Here is a 19,064-nt window from a genome sequence, read left to right on the forward strand (position 1 = left end):
ATCCCAGGCCCTGGACCAGTGTACTTTCGCAAGCATTGACCCAACCGCCTCAGCCGTTCTTCTCCGCTTCCGGGCCCGGGACACTCGCGCATGCTGCGCTTCCTTTCGACGCGATCGAACCATCCGGATCGAGAGGAAGCCGCAGAGCTTCGTGGGTGCGTGCCGTCGCAGGACGCACCCGTCGCAGCAGCTGAGCGGCTGGCGGAGGCCGGTTGCACCGGCCTCCGCCTCAGCGACTTCGATGCGCTCTGCCGCTCAGACCGAACGCGCCTCCGGAGCGTGGTAGAGCCTCCAAAGTTCGGCGCCGGCCATGGCGGCGACGAGGAGACCGACAGCGAGGTGGGTCCACATCGCGTTCTGAACATGGGCGAAGCCGAGCACCCAGGGAGCCGCGGCCGTCCAGAGGCCGAGCGCGAGCGTGACGCCTTCCTCCCAATCGTAGGTCTGATTGATCGCCAGCATCGCCACGATGGCGATGGCGGCGCCACAGATCCAGGCGTTCATGGCCGCGTAGTTGCCCGAGCCGAATTCGGCCACCCAAGGGGCCAGGAAGAGGATGGCGCCGAGCACGATGTTGGCCGTGTTGAGCGCCGCATCCTCGGATTTGTTCGCGATCGTTCTCATCTGCGCCTCCGCGAGATCAACCAACCTGGGGCACAGTTGGCCTCCGACGCGCTTCTCCGCAGGGCTATCGCGTTACCTTGTCCAGTCTTCGGCCAACGGGTCCGCCCGCAAGTTCTCAGGCGTGATAGCCTTAGGGACATTATAAAACTGACTGCATCGTGGATCAACGATCGGGCCCGGGTCGGTGCGTGAGCGGCAGGACCCCACGGAGCGAGGTACCGGAGCCGCACGGCATCGCGGCTGACCGGGCACTGCGCCGCGTCCCTCGCTTACCCGCTGCCTCGAACGGCGACAGCGGACCTCACGGCCGGGACGATGCGGTCGGTCGGGCGCACTGCGGCACGATCGCACCGGAACACCGCCGGCACGGGTGAACTTACCCGCCTATGTGGAGGCGGCTGGCCAGCAGGCGAGAGCGCAATCCCGGTCGCCGGAGCCCGTGGTGGAGGCGCCTGATCGTCGGCTTCGGTCTCCTCGCAGTCGCCGGTGGCGCAGCCTTCTTCCTCGCGTGGCAGCCGGCCATCGAGCCCGTTTCGACGCCCGACCGCGCGAGCTTTCAGCCGGACCAGATCCGCAAAGGTGCCGCCCTCGCATCGGCCGGGTTCTGCAGCACCTGCCACACGACGGATGAGACGAAGCCCTTCGCCGGCGGCTACCCGCTGAAAACGCCGTTCGGCACGATCTACGGCACCAACATCACGCCCGACCGCGACACCGGCATCGGCACGTGGTCGCTCGCCGCCTTCCGCCGCTCGATGCGGGAGGGGATCGACCGGGCGGGCAGCCACCTCTACCCGGCCTTTCCCTATACCCACTTCACGCAACTCACGGACGGGGACATCGAGGCGCTCTACGCCTACCTGATGACGCGCGACGCGGTGCGCGCCGAGGCGCCGGAGCCGGATCTGCCGTTTCCCTACAGCATCCGCCCGCTCCTCGCCGGCTGGAACCTGCTGTTCCTGCGGGTCGGCCCGCTCCCGGCAGGTGACAGCGGCGACCCGGTGCTGGAGCGCGGGCGATACCTTTCCGAGGCGCTGAGCCATTGCAGCGCCTGCCACGCGCCCCGCAACGCGCTCCGGGCCGAGCGCGCGGAGCTCCACTTCGCGGGCGGCATGGCGGAGGGCTGGTGGTCTCCGCCCCTCGACCGTTCATCGCCGGCTCCCGTCCCGTGGACGCGGGAGACCCTGTTCAACTACCTGCACTCCTGGGATTCCGCCCATGGCGGGGCGGCCGGGCCGATGAAGCCGGTGGTGGCGGGGCTCGGCCGACTGCCGGAGGCGGATGTGCGAGCGATCGCGCGGTACGTCGCGGCGACAATGGGCCTGCCGGCGCCGGACCGACCGGCGCCGGCCGAGAAGCCGACGGACATCGCGCCGGCGCGGGCGGACGAGATTCACCGGCGCGGCGCCGGCATCTATCGCGGGGCCTGCGCCTCCTGTCACGAGAGCGGCGGCCGCGTGCCCTTCACCGTCGCATCGCTCGGCCAGCACACGACGCTCGCGGGGCCCCTGCCGGACAACGTGATCCGCGTGATCCTCGAGGGCGTCCACCCGCCCGAGGGCGAGGTCGGCGCCATCATGCCGGGCTACGCCGGCGTTCTGGATGCGGATCAGATCGCGGATCTCCTCGCGTACCTGCGTGTCCGCTTCACCAATGCACCGGCTTGGCCCGCGCTCAAGGACGACGTTCGGCGCATCGGGGCCGAAGAACCGAAGGGCTGAGGAGCGGCGATGCTGAGGCTCACCGTGAACGGGCGTGACCACGACCTCGACGTCGATCCGGACACGCCCCTCCTGTACGTGCTGCGCGACGACCTCGCGCTGAACGGCGCCAGGTACGGCTGCGGGCTCGGCCAGTGCGGCGCCTGCACGGTCGCGGTGGAGGGCCGGCCGGTCCTGTCCTGCGTCACCCCCGTGTCGGTGCTGGCCGGCCGCTCGATCCTCACCCTCGAAGGCCTCGGCACGCCGGAGCAGCCGGGGACGATCCAGCGGGCCTTCGTCGCCGAGCAGGCGGCCCAGTGCGGCTACTGCATCCCGGGCATGATCGTGAGGGCGCACGCGCTCCTCGTGCAGAACCCGGACCCGTCCGACGCCGAGATCCGGCGCAGCCTGAACCTCAACCTGTGCCGGTGCGGCACGCACCTGCGCATACTCGCGGCCGTGCACCGGGCGGCGCGCGAGACACGCGGGGCGGCCTCTGAGGACGACCGCTCGTGAGCGAACCGATCGCCCCGACACGCCGGACATTCCTCACCGGCACGGGCTCTCTTATCGTGGCGTTCTCGCTGCGGCCGGCCCTCGCGCAGCAGGAGGCGCTCGACGGCCAGCCGCCTCCGCCAGCCCCGCACCTTCCGGGCAGCCTCAAGCGGAGCCCCTGGCTCGATAGCTGGATCCGTGTCGACGCGGACGGGTCCGTCACCGTGAGGACCGGCAAGGCCGAGCTCGGCCAGGGCATCCGCACGGCCGTGCTGCAGGTGGCGGCCGAGGAGCTGCGGCTCGAACCCGCCCGGGTTCGGGTCGTCACCGCCGACACGGAGGAGACAGCCAACGAGGGCTACACGGCCGGCAGCCACTCCATGCAGGACTCGGCCACCGCGATCCGCCACGCCGCCGCTCAGGTGCGCACGCTCCTGGCCGACCTCGCCGCCGCACGACTCGGCACCGAGGCCGCGGTCCTCACCGTGGCGGACGGGGTCGTGCGGGCGCTCGATGGCCGGCAAGTGACGTGGGGCGAACTGGTGGCGGGCGATGTGCTCCACGTCGAGGCGCAGCCTGCCTCGAGCTTCGTGCCAACTGATGAGCGGCGGGTGATCGGCACCTCGCTGCCCCGCCTCGACATTCCGGCCAAGGTGACGGGTGCGTCCGCCTACGTCCAGGACCTGCGGCCGCCGGGCATGGTCCACGCCCGGGTGGTGCGCCCGCCGAGCCCCGGCGCGCGTCTGCGGGCACTCGACGCCGCCGCGGTCGAGCGCAGACCGAGCGTCATCAAGGTCGTGCGCGACGGCAGCTTCCTCGCGGTCGTCGCCGAGAAGGAGTGGGCGGCGATCACCGCCATGGAGGCGCTCGCCGCCCATGCCACCTGGACGGAGGGTGCAGCCCTTCCGGAGGCGGACCGGATCTTCGAGACCCTGGCGGGGCTGCCCGTGGAGGAGCATGTCGTCCATGACAGCCGCGCGGCGGCCGGCTCCCCCGCGCGGACGCTCGAGGCCACCTATCGCCGCCGCTACCAGCTCCACGGCTCCATCGGACCCTCCTGCGCCCTCGCGCTGTTCGCGGACGAGACCCTGACGGTCTGGAGCCACGCGCAGGGGATGTTCCCCTTGCGCGCCGCCCTCGCCGAGATGCTGCGGATGAGACCTGAGCAGGTCCGCTGCGTTCACGTGGAGGGGTCCGGCTGCTACGGCCACAACGCCGCCGACGACGCCGCCGCGGACGCGGCCCTCATCGCCCGCGCCGTGCCCGGCCGACCGGTGCGACTTCAGCTGATGCGTGAGCAGGAGCACCTGACTGAGCCCTGCGGCCCGGCCATGATGACCCGCGTCAGGGCTTCCCTCGACGCGGCGGGCACGATCGTCGATTGGGACTACGCCGTCCGCTCGAACACGCACCTGACGCGGCCGCCGGGCGCGGGCAACCTGCTGCCGGCCCAGCTCCTGGCCGAGCCCTTCGCGCCGCCCCGGCCGAAGCCCCTGCTCCAGCCGGAGGGCGGCGGCGACCGCAACGCCATCCCGCTCTACCGCCTGCCGAACGCACGGGTGCTGCATCAGTTCGTGCCGGAGATGCCCCTGCGCGTCTCCGCCCTGCGGGCCCTCGGCGCCTACGTCAACGTCTTCTCGATCGAGAGCTTCATGGACGAGCTCGCGGCAGCGGTCGGCCAGGATCCGGTCGCGTTCCGGCTGCAACACCTAGAGGATGCCCGTGCGCAGGCGGTGATCCGGACGGCGGCGGAGCGAGCCGGCTGGTCCGATCGGCAACGGGCGCGCAACCGCGGCCACGGCTTCGCCTTCGCCCGGTACAAGAACCTCGGGGCCTACCTGGCGCTCGCGGTCGAGGTCGAGATCGCCCGCGAGACGGGCCGGATCCGGCTTCGGCGGGCGGTGGCGGCGATCGACGCGGGTGAGGCGGTGAACCCGGACGGGATCCGGAATCAGGTCGAGGGCGGCATCATCCAGTCCACGAGCTGGACGCTCTACGAACAGGTAACCGTCGACCGGAGCCGCATCACGAGCCGGGATTGGAGCACCTACCCGATCCTGCGCATGCAGGCGGCCCCGGAGCGGATCGAGATCCATATCCTGGACCGACCCGGCGAGCCGTTCCTCGGGACCGGCGAGGCCGCGCAGGGCCCTACCGCCGCCGCGCTCGGCAACGCGGTGGCGGACGCAGTCGGCGTGCGGCTGCGCGAGATCCCGCTTCGCCGAGATGTCCTGAGAGAGGCTCTGACCTGACCCGACCGCGCCGTGCGGCCGCCAGGATGGCCGACGTGACGTCGCGCGCTGTCGATTGGGCAATCTGCTTCGCTGCGGACAGCCTCGAGGTACCCTCGTCTGGCCTCCGGTATCAAAGCGTCCGAACGGGACCGGGTCGCTCCCGTCCGATTGATGATGGCATCGTCGCCGATCCTCCCAGTGCCGGTGACACACCGCGAACAGTCCGGCGACGCGCCTCTTCAAGTTCCTGTCGAGGCTCGACCGAGATGATCCGTCATGTCCGAGCCCTGCTCGGCCCTCATCTGCGGGAACAGGAGGGCGATGTCGCCCTGTCGCGGAACCGCGATCTTCGACCGCGGGAACCCATGCGCCGCGAAGTGCGTCGCGGTCTCCTCGGACTCCACGATGAGGGCATCGGTCGCGTGCTCGAAGGCGAGGAGGATGCGCGTGTCGTGGTCGGGCCACCCGACCTCCGGCCGATAGATGATCGTGCGCGCTCCCTTCGAACGACACTCCGCGAGCAGCGGGAAGAGCCGCGGCACACCGATCAGGATCGTGTCGAAGCCCGCGAGCGCACCGCGGATCTCGCGCCATGCCGGATCATCCGGCTCCGGCAAGTCGAAGGGCTGTCCTTGGAACTGGAACGGACGCTTGCCTGGCTTCGGCAGCGCCAGTTCGTCGAGGCTGTCCACTCCCGACAGATCGGCCCCGTCCGGAAGCTCTGCGAGAGATCCGCAATGCAGGAGGTGCAACCGCACCGTATCGCTCCCTCGCGAGCCGCACAGTCCGCGCACAGCTTCGAGCCCGGCCAAAGCGTGCCCATCGAGCACCAGACCGAGAAGACGCCGCCGGGCTTCGCGCGTGAGGTTCGAGAGCGGTGCGCCGCCGATCTCGGTGCGCAGCGTCTCGACGAGGTCGGCGCCGTCGAAGAGCGTGCGCGTCTGCCAGTGCCAGCGTCGCGGCGCCTCGGATCGGTCGGCGGCCGTCCGGCAGATCTGCAGCGACCGACGCAGCCGCGCGATCGCCCCCGGGCGCAGAGCCGCGGCATCGGCCGATTCGCGCGGCAGAACCGGTCCGACCCGCGCCATCGCGCTCAACGCCTCGGCGAGCTGCGTCTCGGCGTCCGGAGCGCCCGATACGAGATCGGCGAAGCGATCCGTCGCCACGAGGATCATCGCGCTCTCACCGCCCGGCGCCCCGACCGACGGTTCGAAGCCGTGTTCGATGGTGAGCGCTAGTCCCACCCAGCCCGAGCCGCGGGCGCAGGCGCCTTCGAGGCGTCGCAGCGTGCTCTGGATCAGGCGGGCGCGGGCAAGCGCCGCGACAGTCTCCGGATCCGCGAAGAGGAGGAACGGTGGCAGGGCACCACCCTCGGGCTCTGCCCGCGAGCGCGCGAGCGCATCCGCAAAATCTTCCGTCGCCACGCCCTCGCTTCGAACTGCCCAGTCTGTGAACCGAGCCAGACCCGTCTCGCCGACCAAGCCGTAGCGGGGGTGATGCGCCTGCTCGAGGCCGAGCAGGGTGCGGGCCGCGAAGAGCGATGGGTGTCGCTGGCGAAGCGCGTTCAGGAGGATCGGACGCTGCCGGGCGGCGTTCCGGACCATGCTCTCCGGACGGTAGCGGTAGTCGAGCCCCATGGCCGGCTCGCAGATCCCCCGGAAGCCGGCCGCGAATGCCTGGATCCAGAACTCCCAGTCCTCGTAGCCCGCCCGCATGGACTCGTCGTAGCGCAGGCCCGCCGCGAAGACGCGCGACCGGATCAGGGAGCTCGCCTCCATGAAGCTGCCGGCGAGCAGCGTGTGGAGGGGCGAGACCGGCACGTCGACATGGCCCGCCCAGCCCATTCCGAACTTGCTGAGCTGCGGATAGACCCAGTCGGCCTCCGGGTGCTTCGAGAGGGCGGCGAGACCGATCTCGAGGCTGCGGGGCGTGAGCCTGTTGTCGGCGTCGAGCATGTAGAGGGCCCCGACATCCGGCCAGCGGGACAGGGCGTAGGCGATCCCGGCGTTGCGAGCGGCGCTCAGGCCCCGGTTCGACGTGCGGATCACGTGAACGCCCCGATCCGCGAGCGCGAAGGCGAGCCCGAGCGCCCGTGTCTCGGGGAGCGGACAGCCATCGTCGACAACGACGATCCGGTAGGGCACCGAGAGGCTCTGCCGCCGCGCCGAAGCCACGGACTCGCACAGGAAATGCGGCTGCCGGTACACCGGGATCACGACGGCGACAGCCGGCACCTCCTGCGCTGCTGACGGTCCGGACGCTCGGTCGGAGGCGGAGGAGCGTCTCACTGGTAGATCCGCAGACGGCTGAACACGGCCCAGGCGGGCGCGCCATCCTCGACCTGCACCGCGTCCACCTCAAAGCGCAGGTCGGCCGGCGCCGCGAGGGGCGCAGGCAGCATCAACGAGAGCGTCTGGGCGTTCGAGCCGCCGATCGTCAGCGTCTCACCGCCCAGGATCCGTGCACCGCTCCGTACCCCCGACCCGGCGACACGCAGACGGACCGTCAACGCGCGCGCCACGTCCGCATGGATTGAGAGTTCGAGAGCGAGCCCGCGCGCTCCGGCCGGCAGCGCCCCCGGCACCTGCCCACCGAAGCCGGGGCGACACAATATCGCTCCGGCTTCGGGAATGAACAGGGCGGGAGGGCCATCTGCCTCCCGCGCCTCGTCACTCGCACCGTCCGGCGCGAGGCGCGCCAGGGTCTCGTGCGGCACCGCCTTCAGCGCGAACGGCGCCCGACGCAGCGGCTCGGCCGCGACTGGCAGCAGCGTCGCCTCCGTGTGAGGCGGCGTGGTGCCGGGCAATGCGGCGTAGGCGCGGAAGGCGAGTGAGTGGGGCGCGATGCTCTCGCCTGTCTCGGCATCGGCAAGTTGCGCCGCTGCAAGCGGCTGGTGCCCGCCGAGAGCGAGGTTGGCGCAAGGCGTCCGGGCGGAAGCCGGCTCCACGGTGAGCACGAGCGTGCGCGTCAGGCCCGCGCCCGCACGCGGCAAGCCGAGGCGCACCCAGCCGTCCTGCACCGGCGGCGGAACCTGCCACTCGGCGAGGATCTCGGCTTCCTCCAAGCTCGTCAGGCGCACGATCAGATTCGAGCGGCGCTTCGGAGCGGCCGCGCAGGCGAGATCGATCGCGGCGAAGCCCGCGCTCGGGATCGGCAGCAGCTGGCGTAGAGGACTGCCCGGCGTCAACTCGATCTGCGTCTCGTAATCGGGCTCGCGCGTGCCGAACACGCAGGGCATCTGGGCGAGACCGGTCTCTCCCAGGAAGCGGTCGACATCCGCGCGCGCGGCCGCCATCGCCTCGACCTCGACGCGCAGGCTCGCGACCTGCTGCGCGTGCTCGGCAGCCGAGCGCGCCAGGGCAAGGGACAGCGCGAGGAGCCGCTCCAGCATCGCCCGCGCGGCGTGCGCCGGCCCGTCCGCCCCGTCGGTCAGGACGGGATCCGGCGCCGGATCACCACCGCGCTCGAGCATCCAGTCACGCACGTTCTCCAGCAACGGTCGCGAGGCGCGGTCGCCGAACAGGCCGAGACAGGCTGTCGGAGGAAACTGGAAGGATCGGATCTGCCCGGAGCCTTCCCGGCAGAGAAGACCGTCCGGCCCGACATCGACCACTTCGAGCGTCGTGACGGAGTGGGGAAGCGCTTGGCAGAACGCTGCGTCCGCGGCGGCAATCAGTACGCAGAAGCCCTGCATGGCCTCGGACCGGTTCGAGATTCCTCCACGCGACATACAGCCGGTCGAATAAAGGTTTCGCTACCGCTGGTCGAGGTTGTGCTTCCCACTCCTCCGCCAGGGGCGCACACCGTCCCATTTTCGGCTCCAACGCCTGTTCGCACGCTCAGTCGCGTCCTCGCATGTCCTCGAGAGCACCCTCGAGGTCGGAGACCGACCATGCGGGCGCGATCGGCGCCGGAGGGCTCGGCGCAGGGCACCGCGCGCGCTCCTCGCGCGGGCCGAGAGCGTCGCCAGCAGCGTGAGGCTCGCGAGCCCGACGGCGACGAGTTCCAGGATCAGGTGAGAGCGGTTCGCGCTCCGAAGTTCGTCAGGTGCCATGAAACCAGAATGCGGACCGCCACCGAGCCGGCAATGCGCGACTTCTGAACGCTGCCTTCGCCTCGGGAGAAGTCTTCGCGGGTTCGCGCGCGAGCCGGCCTTGCACGATCGGCCGCTCGGGCGCAGGTGCCGTCTCGGCCCCGCTAGGACGGCATGCGCGGCCGTTGAAGCATCTCCATGATCCGGCGCCAGAGCGCGCGACACTCCGTGTTGGTCAGGCCCGACCAATCGGTCTCGCTCGGTACGCGGCCCTGGGCCAAGTCGTAGCTGATCGCGCGGCGATCGGTGATCTGGCCCTCCCACAGGGTGTCTCCGAGATCCGCCATGTCGCGGCGCAGGCGCCGCAGGTCGAGCGCTTCCATCCCGAGACGCTTGGCCGGAACTTCGGTCGGCACGACAAGGTAGGGCTTTTCCAGAGCGACGATGTCATCCACGGTCGCGTGAAGTGCCCAGCGGTCGGTGACGTCGCACTTCGTCGGCACGATCACGATGTCGGACGCCGCGAGCGCCGCATCCGTGACAGGCGTTTGGCCGGCCGGCGTGTCGATCAGACAGAAGTCGAGTTCCCGCTCGCGGGCGTGTCCGATCAGCAGCGCGAGCTCGTCCGGATTGGCCGCGGCCACGACCAGCGGCCAGCCAAGGTCGCGCTGGCCCGACCACGCGCAGGCGGTGTGCTGGCCGGCGTCGGCGTCGATCAGCACGGTCTTCAGATTGGCGCGCGCGAACAGGGCGGCGAGCAGGATGCTGAGCGTGCTCTTGCCGGCTCCCCCCTTGCGCGCGGCCATCGTCACCACCCGCATGCGGGCTGCCCTTCCTGCAGGCGCGCGGCCCCGCGATCGAGCGGCGACACGCTCACGCGTCCCCTGCTCCCACGGCTGTGACGATGTTCAACAGGGTGCCCCGGCCCAACATGATCGGGCTGGCGTAGCCTGAAACGCGTCCGTTCTCCAATCGGTTATCGGCGAAAGAAAAGAACCGTACGCAACGCCGTCACTCCGTCCCGCCTGGATCTCGCCCTGCCGCCCGGCAGAGGAAGCGGCATTCTCAGGGACTGGCGACCCCTGCCGACGCCCGGCGTGCCTCGATGCGGCGCTGGAGCGAGGCCTTCGCGTTCTCGGAGATCTCGATGTCGCTCGAGCTCAGGCGACCGCAGGTGGCGCGGGCCTGCTCCTGGTCCTCCGGCTGGTTTCCTCCCGTCTCCAGGGTGATCTTGCGCCACGCGCAACCGATGATCTCGGCGCGCGGCAGCGGCGGGCAGCCATTCACGTAGCAGGCGGCGAGCTTTCGCTGACTCTCGATGTCGCCGGAGATCGCGTTCGAGACCAGCGCGGAGGCGTCATCCTCGTCGCGGCGGGCCTGAAAGGCGTGATTGATGATGTAGCCCGTACCGACGACCGAGATCAGCGCGGCGCAGATCGCCAGACCGTTGATGAGAATGTCGGTGAAACGGTCGTCTCGAAGCATGCCGTCACCCGATCGAGGCCGACGAGCGCGCGGTCCCTGATCGAGCCCCCGGCGCGGCCGACCACCCGTGGTCCGCGGCCGACCTTCTGCCCTGTCGATACGGGTTCCGCAAGCGAGGTCAGGAACCCTGCGCGCTCTGAGATCGGCGCCGCGTTGAGATTTCGGACACCTTGCATCGAGGCATTCCCTTAAGCACGCCCCGAAAGGAAGTCGTAAGTAAATAAAACCTGCAATATTGCGAGCATTAATGAGAGATTATCTTACTATTCCTTAGAGTTAATCGACCTGTAACTTCGGCATTTGTTTTCCATTTCGCTGGTTCATTTCGCTTAACTACGCTTCTAAACCTGATTTACTCTGGGGATCGGCAATCTGTTCCTACGAATTTCGGAGCAGATCGATGTCCACCCTGCCGCTCGGCAAGCTTGCCCGCCAGCTTTCTCTTGAGACCGCACCCACCGTTGCTGCCGCCTCCTCGGCCCTCTGGCACCTGCAGAACGGCGGCTCGGCGCCCGGGATCGACGCGGTGGACGCCTGGGCCTACGCCACCGGCAAGGGCGTCTCGGTCGGCATCTTCGACGACGGCAGCAAGCACGCGACCGCGGTCACGGGCATCATCGCCGCCAAGCCCTCGGCGGCGGCCCCGCTCGGCGTGGCCTACGGCGCGACGACCACGAATTTCCAAGTCATCGGCATCGCGAATGCCAGCATCGCCGCCGTGCTGGCCAATTCCGCCCAGTTCGACGTCACCAACAACTCCTGGGGTTGGGACGCGATGCTCTACGTGAACCGTCTCTCCAGCACCTGGAAGCCCTTTGCAGCGGCGATCGAGACCGCGGCCGAGACCGGCCGCGGCGGGCTCGGCACGACGCAGGTCGTCGCCGCCGGCAACAGCCGGGCGGCCGGCAACGACGCGAACCTGTCGAACTTCGCCAACGATCGTCACGTCATCGCCGTCGGCGCCGTGACCTCGGAGGGTCAGGTCGCCTACTACTCCAATCCCGGCGCAGCGCTCCTCGTCTCGGCGCCCTCCAGCGGCGGCATCCGCGGCATCACCACGACCGACCTCGCGGGCAGCGCGGGCTACTCGTCCACCGACGTGACGGACCAGTTCGGCGGCACCTCGGCCGCGACCCCGCAGGTCACCGGCGTCGTCGCCCTCATGCTCGACGCCAATCCTCTCCTCGGCTGGCGCGACGTCCGAACAATCCTCGCCATGACGGCCGAGCAGCCCGGCGGGATCGGTACCGTGACGAATGCCGGCACGCACTGGAACGGCGGCGGCATGCGGTTCTCGAACGACACCGGCTACGGCGTCGTCGATGCCCGCGCCGCGGTGCGGCTCGCCGAGACCTGGACGGCACAGAGCACCTCGGCGAACGAGGTCAACATCAACGTCGCCGCCGCCGGCACGCAGACGCTGTCGGCCTCGCGCAGCATCAGCTACACCTTCAACGTGGCGCAGGCGATCGCGCTGGAGAGCGCCGAGATCACCCTCACGGGCAGCCACGGCCGCGTCGGCGACCTCAAGATCCAGCTGATCTCGCCGAACGGCACGGTGAGCACGCTCCTCAACCAGAAGGGCGGCAGCACTGCCTTCTCGGGCTTCACCTTCTCCTCGAACGCCTTCCTGGGCGAGGGCGGCACCGGCCAGTGGACCCTGAAGGTCAGCGAGGGCGCGGGCGCCGCCACCGGCACCTTCACGGGCGCCGCCCTCTCGCTTCACGGTTCGGACGCGATCGACGACACCTTCGTGTTCACCGACGCTTACGCAGGGCTCGCGGGCCGCAACGTCCTGAAGAGCACCTCCGGCCACGGCGCGATCAACGCGGCGGCCAGCACCGGCAACGACGTCATCGATCTGCATGCCGGGGCGTGGTCGACCATCGCCGGCAAGGCGATGCAGATCAGCGGCGACAGCCTGTTCAAGACCGCGATCGCCGGCGACGGCACGGTCAAGCTGATCGGCAACGACGCGGCGAACCTGCTCGTGGCGGGTCACGGCAACGGCAGCTTCTACGGCTACGGCGGCAACGACATCGTCGTGAGCGGCTCGGGCAGCAACTACATCGACGGCGGCACCGGCATCAACACGCTGGTCGAGAGCGGCGCGATGGGCCAGTGGCACCTCGCGCGGGCGACCAGCGGGTCGTGGACGCTCACAGGCGCGAACGGCAAGGTCGACACCTTCGTGGATGTCCAGCGCATCCACTTCGACGACCACGTCCTCGCCCTCGACATCGACGCCAATGCCGGCGGCGCCTTCCGCCTCTACGGCGCGGCCCTCGATCGCGCGCCCGACGTTCAGGGCCTGAGCTACTGGGTCAACCAGCTCGACCAAGGCCAGTCACTCAAATCCGTGGCCGAAAGCTTCATGGGCTCCTCCGAATTCACCGGCCGTTTCGGCGCCAACCTCGACAGCAACAGCTTCGTGGCAAACCTCTACGAGTATGCGCTGAACCGGACGGCCGATGCCGGCGGCCTGCAGTACTGGAGCCAGGCGCTCGACGCCCACGCCGTGGACCGGGCGGACCTCCTGATCCAGTTCAGCAACAGTGCCGAGAACACGAGCCGGCTCGATGCCAGCGCCGACGCGGCCTCCCGCCTCTACGCGGCCGCCTTCGACCGTGCGCCGGACGCCAACGGCCTCTACTACTGGATGAACCAGATCCACCAGGGCAAGGCGCTCGACACAGTGGCCGAGATTTTCATGCAGTCCGCCGAGTTCAAGGGTCTGTACGGCGAGAATTTGAGCAACGGGGCTTTCGTCTCGGAACTCTACCACAACGTGATGCACCGCGACGCGGACACCTGCGGTCTCGCGTACTGGACGGGCGCTCTCGACGGACACGCGATGGACCGTGCCGACGTCCTCGTCCAGTTCAGCAACAGCGCGGAGTACCTCACGCGCCACGTCGACACCTCCTACGGCCTGATCCTCGCCTGAGGCGGGCCCCGAGCCATCCCAAAACCGCCGCTTTCGGAGGCCATGGCGCGTGAAGCGAGTGGGCCGCGGCCGGGTTCGTCCCGGCCACGGCCCAGCCCCGTGAGTGCCGCGCAGCCGTGATCCGCTTCGACAACGTCACCAAGATCTACCGGACGGACGGCCACCGCCGCACGATCCTGGAACGGGTCTCCTTCACGCTGAAGCCCGGGATCAGCTACGGCATCCTCGGCATCAACGGGGCCGGCAAGTCGACGACGATGCGGCTCATCGGCGGCACCGAGGAGCCGACCTCCGGGCGGATCAACCGGGGCCTGCGGGTCTCCTGGCCGCTCGGATTCGGTGGCGGCTTCCACCCGCAGATGACGGGGCGCGACAACGTCATCTTCGTCGCCCGCATCTACGGCGAGGATCCGAAGCGCGTCCTCGACTTCGTGGAGGATTTCTCCGAACTCGGCAGCTACCTCGACGTGCCGATCCGGACCTACTCGTCGGGCATGGGCGCGCGCCTCGCCTTCGGCATGAGCATGGCGATCCCCTTCGACTGCTACCTCATCGACGAGGTCACCTCGGTCGGGGACGCGCGCTTCCAGAAGCGTTGCGAGGCCGTATTCTCGGAGCGGCGCAAGAACGCCGACGTGATCATGGTCTCCCACAGCATGGACGTGATCCGCTCCTGGTGCACGCAGGGGCTGGTGCTGCTGAACGGCCGCGCGATCATCTACGAGGACGTCAACGACGCGATCGAGCTCTATCACCGCCTCAACGCGTGATCGGTCGCGGTTTTGGACACGCTTTCGCCGCGGGCGGGTGCCAGAAGGGCGTGATGGGCGCGCTGCCTCCCGGCGCGCTGCCAGGCAACGGACACGTCAGGGCCGATGAGCGTCGAGATCCGCAACCCGCAGGGCCAGCCGCTCACGCCGGCGGACCGCTCGCAGGCCGTCGCCGAATCCCTCAAGCAGCTCGCCCGGGTCTCGCGCTTCGCCGACCGCAAGAAGGGCATCCGGTCCTACCAGAGCCACGTCAAGAGCGATCCCTGGGTCCCGGTGCTGTTCGCGCTCTGCTTCGCGCTCCCGACCCTGATTGGCGCCCTCTATTACGGCCTGATCGCCACGGACCGCTACGTGACGGAGGCGCGCTTCGCCATCCGCCCCGCCATCGGCAGCGTCGACAAGGCCAGCCCGGACGCGGTCGGCACGACGAGCGGCTCGCAGATGCACCAGATGGTCGCCCAGGATTCGCTGATCACCTACGCCTACATCCACAGCCGGCCGATGGTGGAGGCCGTCGAGAAGCAGGTCCCGCTGCGCGAGATCTTCTCGCGCGACAGCATCGATTACATCTCGCGTTTCGATCCTGAGAAGCCGATCGAGAAGTTCCTCAAGTACTGGAAGCACCGCGTCGAGGTGGAGATCGAGCAGACCTCCGGCATCATGACGCTCACGGTCAACGCCTTCGACGCGGCCGAGTCGCTCGCTATCACGAAGGCGATCCTGGCGGAGAGCGAGCGCATGGTGAACCAGCTCAGCGTCGAGGCGCGCAACGACGCGCTCGCCGAGAGCACCCGCGAGATGAAGCTGGCCGAGGAGCGCATCACGCGCCTGCGTCTCGCCGTGCGCGATCTGCGCAACCAGGACGGCGTGCTCGATGCCCAGAAGACCAATGAGACGAACCTGAAGGTTCTGGCGGAGCTGCGCACGGCCCGCATCAACTTCGCGGTGCAGCTCGGCCTCAGCCAACGCGATCTCGCCCCGGAATCGCGGCGCATCATCGATCTGAAGACGCAGATCAAGGATCTCGACGACAACATCGCGCGGATCGAGCGGCAGTCGGCGAGCCAGGATCCGGAGCAGAAGCGGCTCCTGTCCGACGCGCTGACCCGGTTCGAGGCGCTCGACAACGAGCGCAAGGATGCCGAGAAGTACTACGCGAAGGTGATCGCCGCACATGAGCGGGCGCGCATCATCGCGGCACGCCAGATCGAGTTCTTCAACCTCGTGGTGCAGCCCGTGCTGGCCGAATCGGCGCAGCAGCCCCGGCGGATCCTGATGATTAGCCTGATCGCGGCGGGCTCGGCGGTTCTGTTCGCCGCCGCCCTCTTCGCCCGCAAGCAGATGACCTGAGGGGATGGGCGGCGCGATCCCGCCGCCCGCTGGCCCTCTCGACTCAGCGCACCGAACCGGGAGTCTGTCGCGGTACGGGCGGCGCCTCACCGGGACGATCCTCCGGGTAGAGGGTGTGCCCGCTCTCGGTGTCGAGGCCGGTCGTGGTCGAGGCTGCGGCCCCGACCGCCGTCGAGCCGATCTCCTCGGTCGCGGAGCGTAGGCCGCCCGCCGTCCAGCCCTGCGCCTGCCAGTCCTGCGCCCGCTCGTCCACGTCGATCGAGCCGTGCCGGTCGAGGATCGCGGTGACGCGGTCGGCCTGAGCCTCCTCGGCCCGCACGGTCACGAGCGTGCCGCCCCGGCGCACGCCCTCGGCGTAGGTCTCGGCCTCGTGCTCGCTCAGGCCCGCTCCCGTGAGGGCGCCGAGGAGCCCGCCGGTCGCCGCCCCGACGCCGGCCCCCGTCACCGTGGCGACGAGCCAGCCCGCCGCCACGACGGGGCCGACGCCCGGGATCGCCAGAAGCCCGAGGCCCGCGAGCAGGCCCGCGCCGCCGCCGAGCACGGTGCCGAGCGTCGCGCCGGTGCCGGCCCCGTCCGCGGCGTCGCTCTCCTCGGCGTCGCTCCGGCGCGCCGGCTCAGCCGACAGACGGCCGGCGTGCCGGTCGTCCGCGTTGCTCGCCACGATGCTGATGGCACCGTGCGGGATGCCTTCCGCCTCCAGCTTGTCCACGGCCCGCGCCGCGTCGTCGTAGTCGTCGAACAGGGCTGTGATGGCTCGTGTCGCCATGGCTGACTCCTTCCGTGTCCGGGATCACTGCGCGGCGACGTTGCCTTTGTAGTCCATGCCGATGGAGACCTCCTTGCCGGCATGCACCGCCTTGCCGTGCCAGATCCCCTGATCGTCCTTCTTCAGGTCCTTGACCTCGCCGAAGCCCATCTTGGCGAAGCGCTCCTTCACCTGCCCCTCGGTGAAGCTGTTGGCCCCGGGCTCCAGCTTCTCGCCCACCGCGCCGTGCGCGGCGGTGCCCGTCGTGGCGGGCTGGTCGGGTGCGGGCTTGCCCGGTGCAGGTGCGGTCTGCGCCTCCGCCAGACCGGCCCCGCCGAGCGACAGGAGGGCGGCGATGAGTAGGGACGTGCGCATGGGCGAACCTCGCGGGCAGCGTTGCCGATCGTGTCCGTTCAAGCGATCGGCCCCGCCTTGGTTCCACCTCGGGCAAGACCGGACACCGCAGGTTAACGCGGCGCTAACCATCTGCCCGGCAATTCTTGCCGGGTCGGCGAGACGGTTCGGGTTCGAGGCTTCCGGTCATGAGCGAGACGGTACCGGCCGCGAGCACCGGGGGCGGCTTCCCGGGGCTCGGCGGCCTGCAGCTTCCCGACCGAGCGAGCCTCCAGGCGCTGACGAAGCGCACCGACCTGTTCTTCGCAACCGCGGTGATGGGCATCCTCGTGGTGCTCATCTTCCCCCTGCCCGCGATCCTGCTCGACCTGCTGCTCGCCGTCTCGATCATCCTGTCCGTTCTGATCATGATGACGGGCCTGTTCATCGACAACCCGCTCGAATTCACGGTCTTCCCCACCCTGTTGCTGATGGCGACCATGCTGCGGCTGGCGCTCAACCTCGCCTCGACGCGGCTCATCCTCGGACACGGCCACGAGGGCACGGCGGCGGCCGGCCACGTCATCGAGGCGTTCGGCAACTTCGTGATGGGCGGCAACTTCGTGATCGGGATCATCGTCTTCGCGATCCTGATCATCGTGAACTTCGTGGTGATCACGAAAGGATCGGGTCGCATCGCGGAAGTCGCCGCCCGCTTCACCCTCGACGCGATGCCCGGCAAGCAGATGGCGATCGACGCCGACCTCTCCGCCGGCCTCATCGACGAGAAGACCGCCAAGGCGCGCCGCTCGGCGCTGGAGGAGGAATCCTCGTTCTTCGGCGCGATGGACGGCGCCTCGAAGTTCGTGCGCGGCGACGCGGTGGCGGCGCTGCTGATCACCTTTATCAACGTGGTCGGCGGCATCATCATCGGCGTCGCCCAGCAGGGCCTCGACTTCGGGGCGGCCGCCAAGACCTACACCCTGCTGACCATCGGCGACGGATTGGCGAGCCAAGTGCCGGCGCTCATCGTCTCGACGGCCGCCGGCATCCTCGTCTCGAAGGCGGGTGTGAAGGGCTCGGCCGACAAGGCGCTGGGCAAGCAGCTCGCGAACTACCCGAAGGCGCTCGGCATGTCGGCCGGCGTCATGGTGCTGATCGCGCTCCTGCCCGGCATGCCGATGCTGCCCTTCCTGCTGCTCGCGGGCGGCGCGGGCTACGCCGCCTGGAAGATCGCCAAGACCGCGCGAGAGGCTCCTCCGCTCGCGGCGGACGGCACGCCCGCCGATCCCTCCGGCGCGGCGGCCCAGCCGGAGGAGACGGTCACCGATCTCCTGAAGCTCGACGACCTGAAGCTCGAGATGGGCTACGCGCTCCTCGCCCTCGTCAACGGCGAGGGTCAGGACCGTTTGACCGACCAGATCAAGGCGCTCCGCCGCCAGCTCGCAGCCGAGCTCGGCTTCGTCATGCCCTCGGTTCGGATTCTCGACAACGTCCAGCTCGACGCCAACGCCTACGTGATCCGGGTCAAGGAGATCGAGGCGGGCACCGGCCAGATCTTCCCCGGCCAGTTCATGGCGATGGATCCGATGGGCGGCCAGGTGCAGCTTCCCGGCCAGCACATGCTGGAGCCCACCTTCGGGCTGCCGGCGACCTGGATCGACGCCTCCTTGCGCGATCAGGCGCAGCTCAAGGGCTACACGGTGGTCGACGCCGCGACGGTCGTCTCGACCCACCTCACCGAGATTATCAAGGCCCACGTCTCCGAGCTCCTGAACCACGTCGAGGTGCAGAAGCTCCTGCGGGAACTGCCGAAGGAGCACACCGAACTCCTCAAGGAGGTGGTGCCGGCTCAGATCTCCACGACCGGGATCCAGCGCGTGCTCCAGTTCCTGCTCTCGGAGCGGGTCTCGATCCGCGATCTCGGCACCATCGTCGAGGGCGTCGCGGAGGTGGCGGGCTCGGTCAAGAACCCGCGCGACATCGTCGAGCACGTGCGCGCACGCCTCGGCCGCCAGATCTGCGCGCAGTACCAGGGCCCGGACGGGATGCTGCCGATCATCACCCTGTCCCCGGCCTGGGAGCAGGCTTTCCTCGACGCCATCGTCGGCGAGCGCGAGGAGCGCTACCTCGCGATGCAACCCTCGAAGCTGTCGGAGTTCGTCACCACCGTTCGCGACCGGTTCGAGACGGCGGCCCGAATGGGCGAGATGCCGGTCCTCGTCACCTCGGTGCAGGCGCGGCCCTTCGTGCGCTCGATCATCGAGCGGTTCCGCCGCGAGACCCCGGTGATGAGCCAGGCCGAGATCCACCCGCGGGCGCGCCTGCGCACCGTCGGCTCCGTGTGA

At 69.5% G+C, this 19,064-nt stretch carries 14 protein-coding genes; 7 read left to right on the top strand and 7 right to left on the bottom strand.

Annotation, left to right across the window (positions count from 1 at the left end):
• Positions 1-255 precede the first annotated feature (255 nt).
• Positions 256-624, bottom strand: a complete 369-nt coding sequence (locus tag MOX02_RS01845; protein WP_147024024.1) for an SPW repeat protein — start codon at positions 622-624, stop codon at positions 256-258.
• 386 nt (positions 625-1,010) lie between these two features.
• Between MOX02_RS01845 and MOX02_RS01850 the strand changes: the two genes are divergently transcribed.
• Genes MOX02_RS01850 through MOX02_RS01860 form a run of 3 tightly spaced genes read left to right on the top strand, consistent with a single transcriptional unit; the run spans position 1,011 to position 5,071 of the window.
• Positions 1,011-2,345, top strand: coding sequence for a cytochrome c (locus tag MOX02_RS01850; protein WP_147024025.1), 1,335 nt, complete (start codon positions 1,011-1,013; stop codon positions 2,343-2,345).
• A gap of 9 nt (positions 2,346-2,354) precedes the next feature.
• Positions 2,355-2,840 (top strand): (2Fe-2S)-binding protein, encoded by a 486-nt coding sequence (locus MOX02_RS01855; protein ID WP_147024026.1) that lies wholly within the window; start codon positions 2,355-2,357, stop codon positions 2,838-2,840.
• Positions 2,837-5,071: a xanthine dehydrogenase family protein molybdopterin-binding subunit gene (locus MOX02_RS01860; protein WP_147024027.1), complete on the top strand. Its 2,235-nt coding sequence runs from the start codon at positions 2,837-2,839 to the stop codon at positions 5,069-5,071. Before MOX02_RS01855 ends, MOX02_RS01860 begins: the two co-directional genes overlap by 4 nt.
• A 221-nt stretch (positions 5,072-5,292) precedes the next feature.
• Here the strand turns inward: MOX02_RS01860 and MOX02_RS01865 are convergent, their stop codons facing one another.
• The 4 genes from MOX02_RS01865 to MOX02_RS01880 all read right to left on the bottom strand — a co-directional run bounded on the left by MOX02_RS01865 (position 5,293) and on the right by MOX02_RS01880 (position 10,571).
• Complete coding sequence (locus tag MOX02_RS01865; protein WP_147024028.1) at positions 5,293-7,287, bottom strand: glycosyltransferase family 2 protein; 1,995 nt, start codon at positions 7,285-7,287, stop codon at positions 5,293-5,295.
• A gap of 50 nt (positions 7,288-7,337) precedes the next feature.
• The gene (locus MOX02_RS01870; protein WP_147024029.1) at positions 7,338-8,783 is read right to left on the bottom strand and encodes a DUF6212 domain-containing protein; all 1,446 of its coding nucleotides are present in this window, start codon (positions 8,781-8,783) and stop codon (positions 7,338-7,340) included.
• Between the two features lie 467 nt (positions 8,784-9,250).
• Positions 9,251-9,907, bottom strand: coding sequence for a ParA family protein (locus MOX02_RS01875; RefSeq protein WP_147024030.1), 657 nt, complete (start codon positions 9,905-9,907; stop codon positions 9,251-9,253).
• Positions 9,908-10,151: 244 nt separating this feature from the next.
• Positions 10,152-10,571, bottom strand: coding sequence for a hypothetical protein (locus tag MOX02_RS01880; protein ID WP_147024031.1), 420 nt, complete (start codon positions 10,569-10,571; stop codon positions 10,152-10,154).
• 400 nt (positions 10,572-10,971) lie between these two features.
• Between MOX02_RS01880 and MOX02_RS01885 the strand changes: the two genes are divergently transcribed.
• The 3 genes from MOX02_RS01885 (at position 10,972) to MOX02_RS01895 (ending at position 15,638) form a co-directional block, all read left to right on the top strand.
• The gene (locus MOX02_RS01885; RefSeq protein ID WP_147024032.1) at positions 10,972-13,518 is read left to right on the top strand and encodes a DUF4214 domain-containing protein; all 2,547 of its coding nucleotides are present in this window, start codon (positions 10,972-10,974) and stop codon (positions 13,516-13,518) included.
• Between the two features lie 116 nt (positions 13,519-13,634).
• Positions 13,635-14,288, top strand: a complete 654-nt coding sequence (locus MOX02_RS01890) for an ABC transporter ATP-binding protein (RefSeq protein WP_147024033.1) — start codon at positions 13,635-13,637, stop codon at positions 14,286-14,288.
• Between the two features lie 105 nt (positions 14,289-14,393).
• On the top strand, positions 14,394-15,638 hold the full coding sequence (locus tag MOX02_RS01895) for a KpsE/RkpR family capsule polysaccharide export protein (protein WP_147024034.1): 1,245 nt from the start codon (positions 14,394-14,396) through the stop codon (positions 15,636-15,638).
• A gap of 43 nt (positions 15,639-15,681) precedes the next feature.
• Here MOX02_RS01895 and MOX02_RS01900 read toward each other — a convergent pair whose 3' ends face one another.
• Together MOX02_RS01900 and MOX02_RS01905 are read right to left on the bottom strand one after the other, a co-directional pair.
• Positions 15,682-16,404 (bottom strand): hypothetical protein, encoded by a 723-nt coding sequence (locus MOX02_RS01900; RefSeq protein ID WP_238179623.1) that lies wholly within the window; start codon positions 16,402-16,404, stop codon positions 15,682-15,684.
• Positions 16,405-16,428: 24 nt separating this feature from the next.
• Entirely contained in the window at positions 16,429-16,758 is a 330-nt protein-coding gene (locus tag MOX02_RS01905; protein WP_147024035.1) for a hypothetical protein, read from the bottom strand.
• A gap of 167 nt (positions 16,759-16,925) precedes the next feature.
• Here MOX02_RS01905 and flhA point away from each other — a divergent pair, with 167 nt between their 5' ends.
• Positions 16,926-19,064, top strand: coding sequence for a flagellar biosynthesis protein FlhA (gene flhA / locus MOX02_RS01910; RefSeq protein ID WP_147024036.1), 2,139 nt, complete (start codon positions 16,926-16,928; stop codon positions 19,062-19,064).

The organism is Methylobacterium oxalidis, assembly GCF_007992195.1.
GTDB classification, from domain to species: domain Bacteria; phylum Pseudomonadota; class Alphaproteobacteria; order Rhizobiales; family Beijerinckiaceae; genus Methylobacterium; species Methylobacterium oxalidis.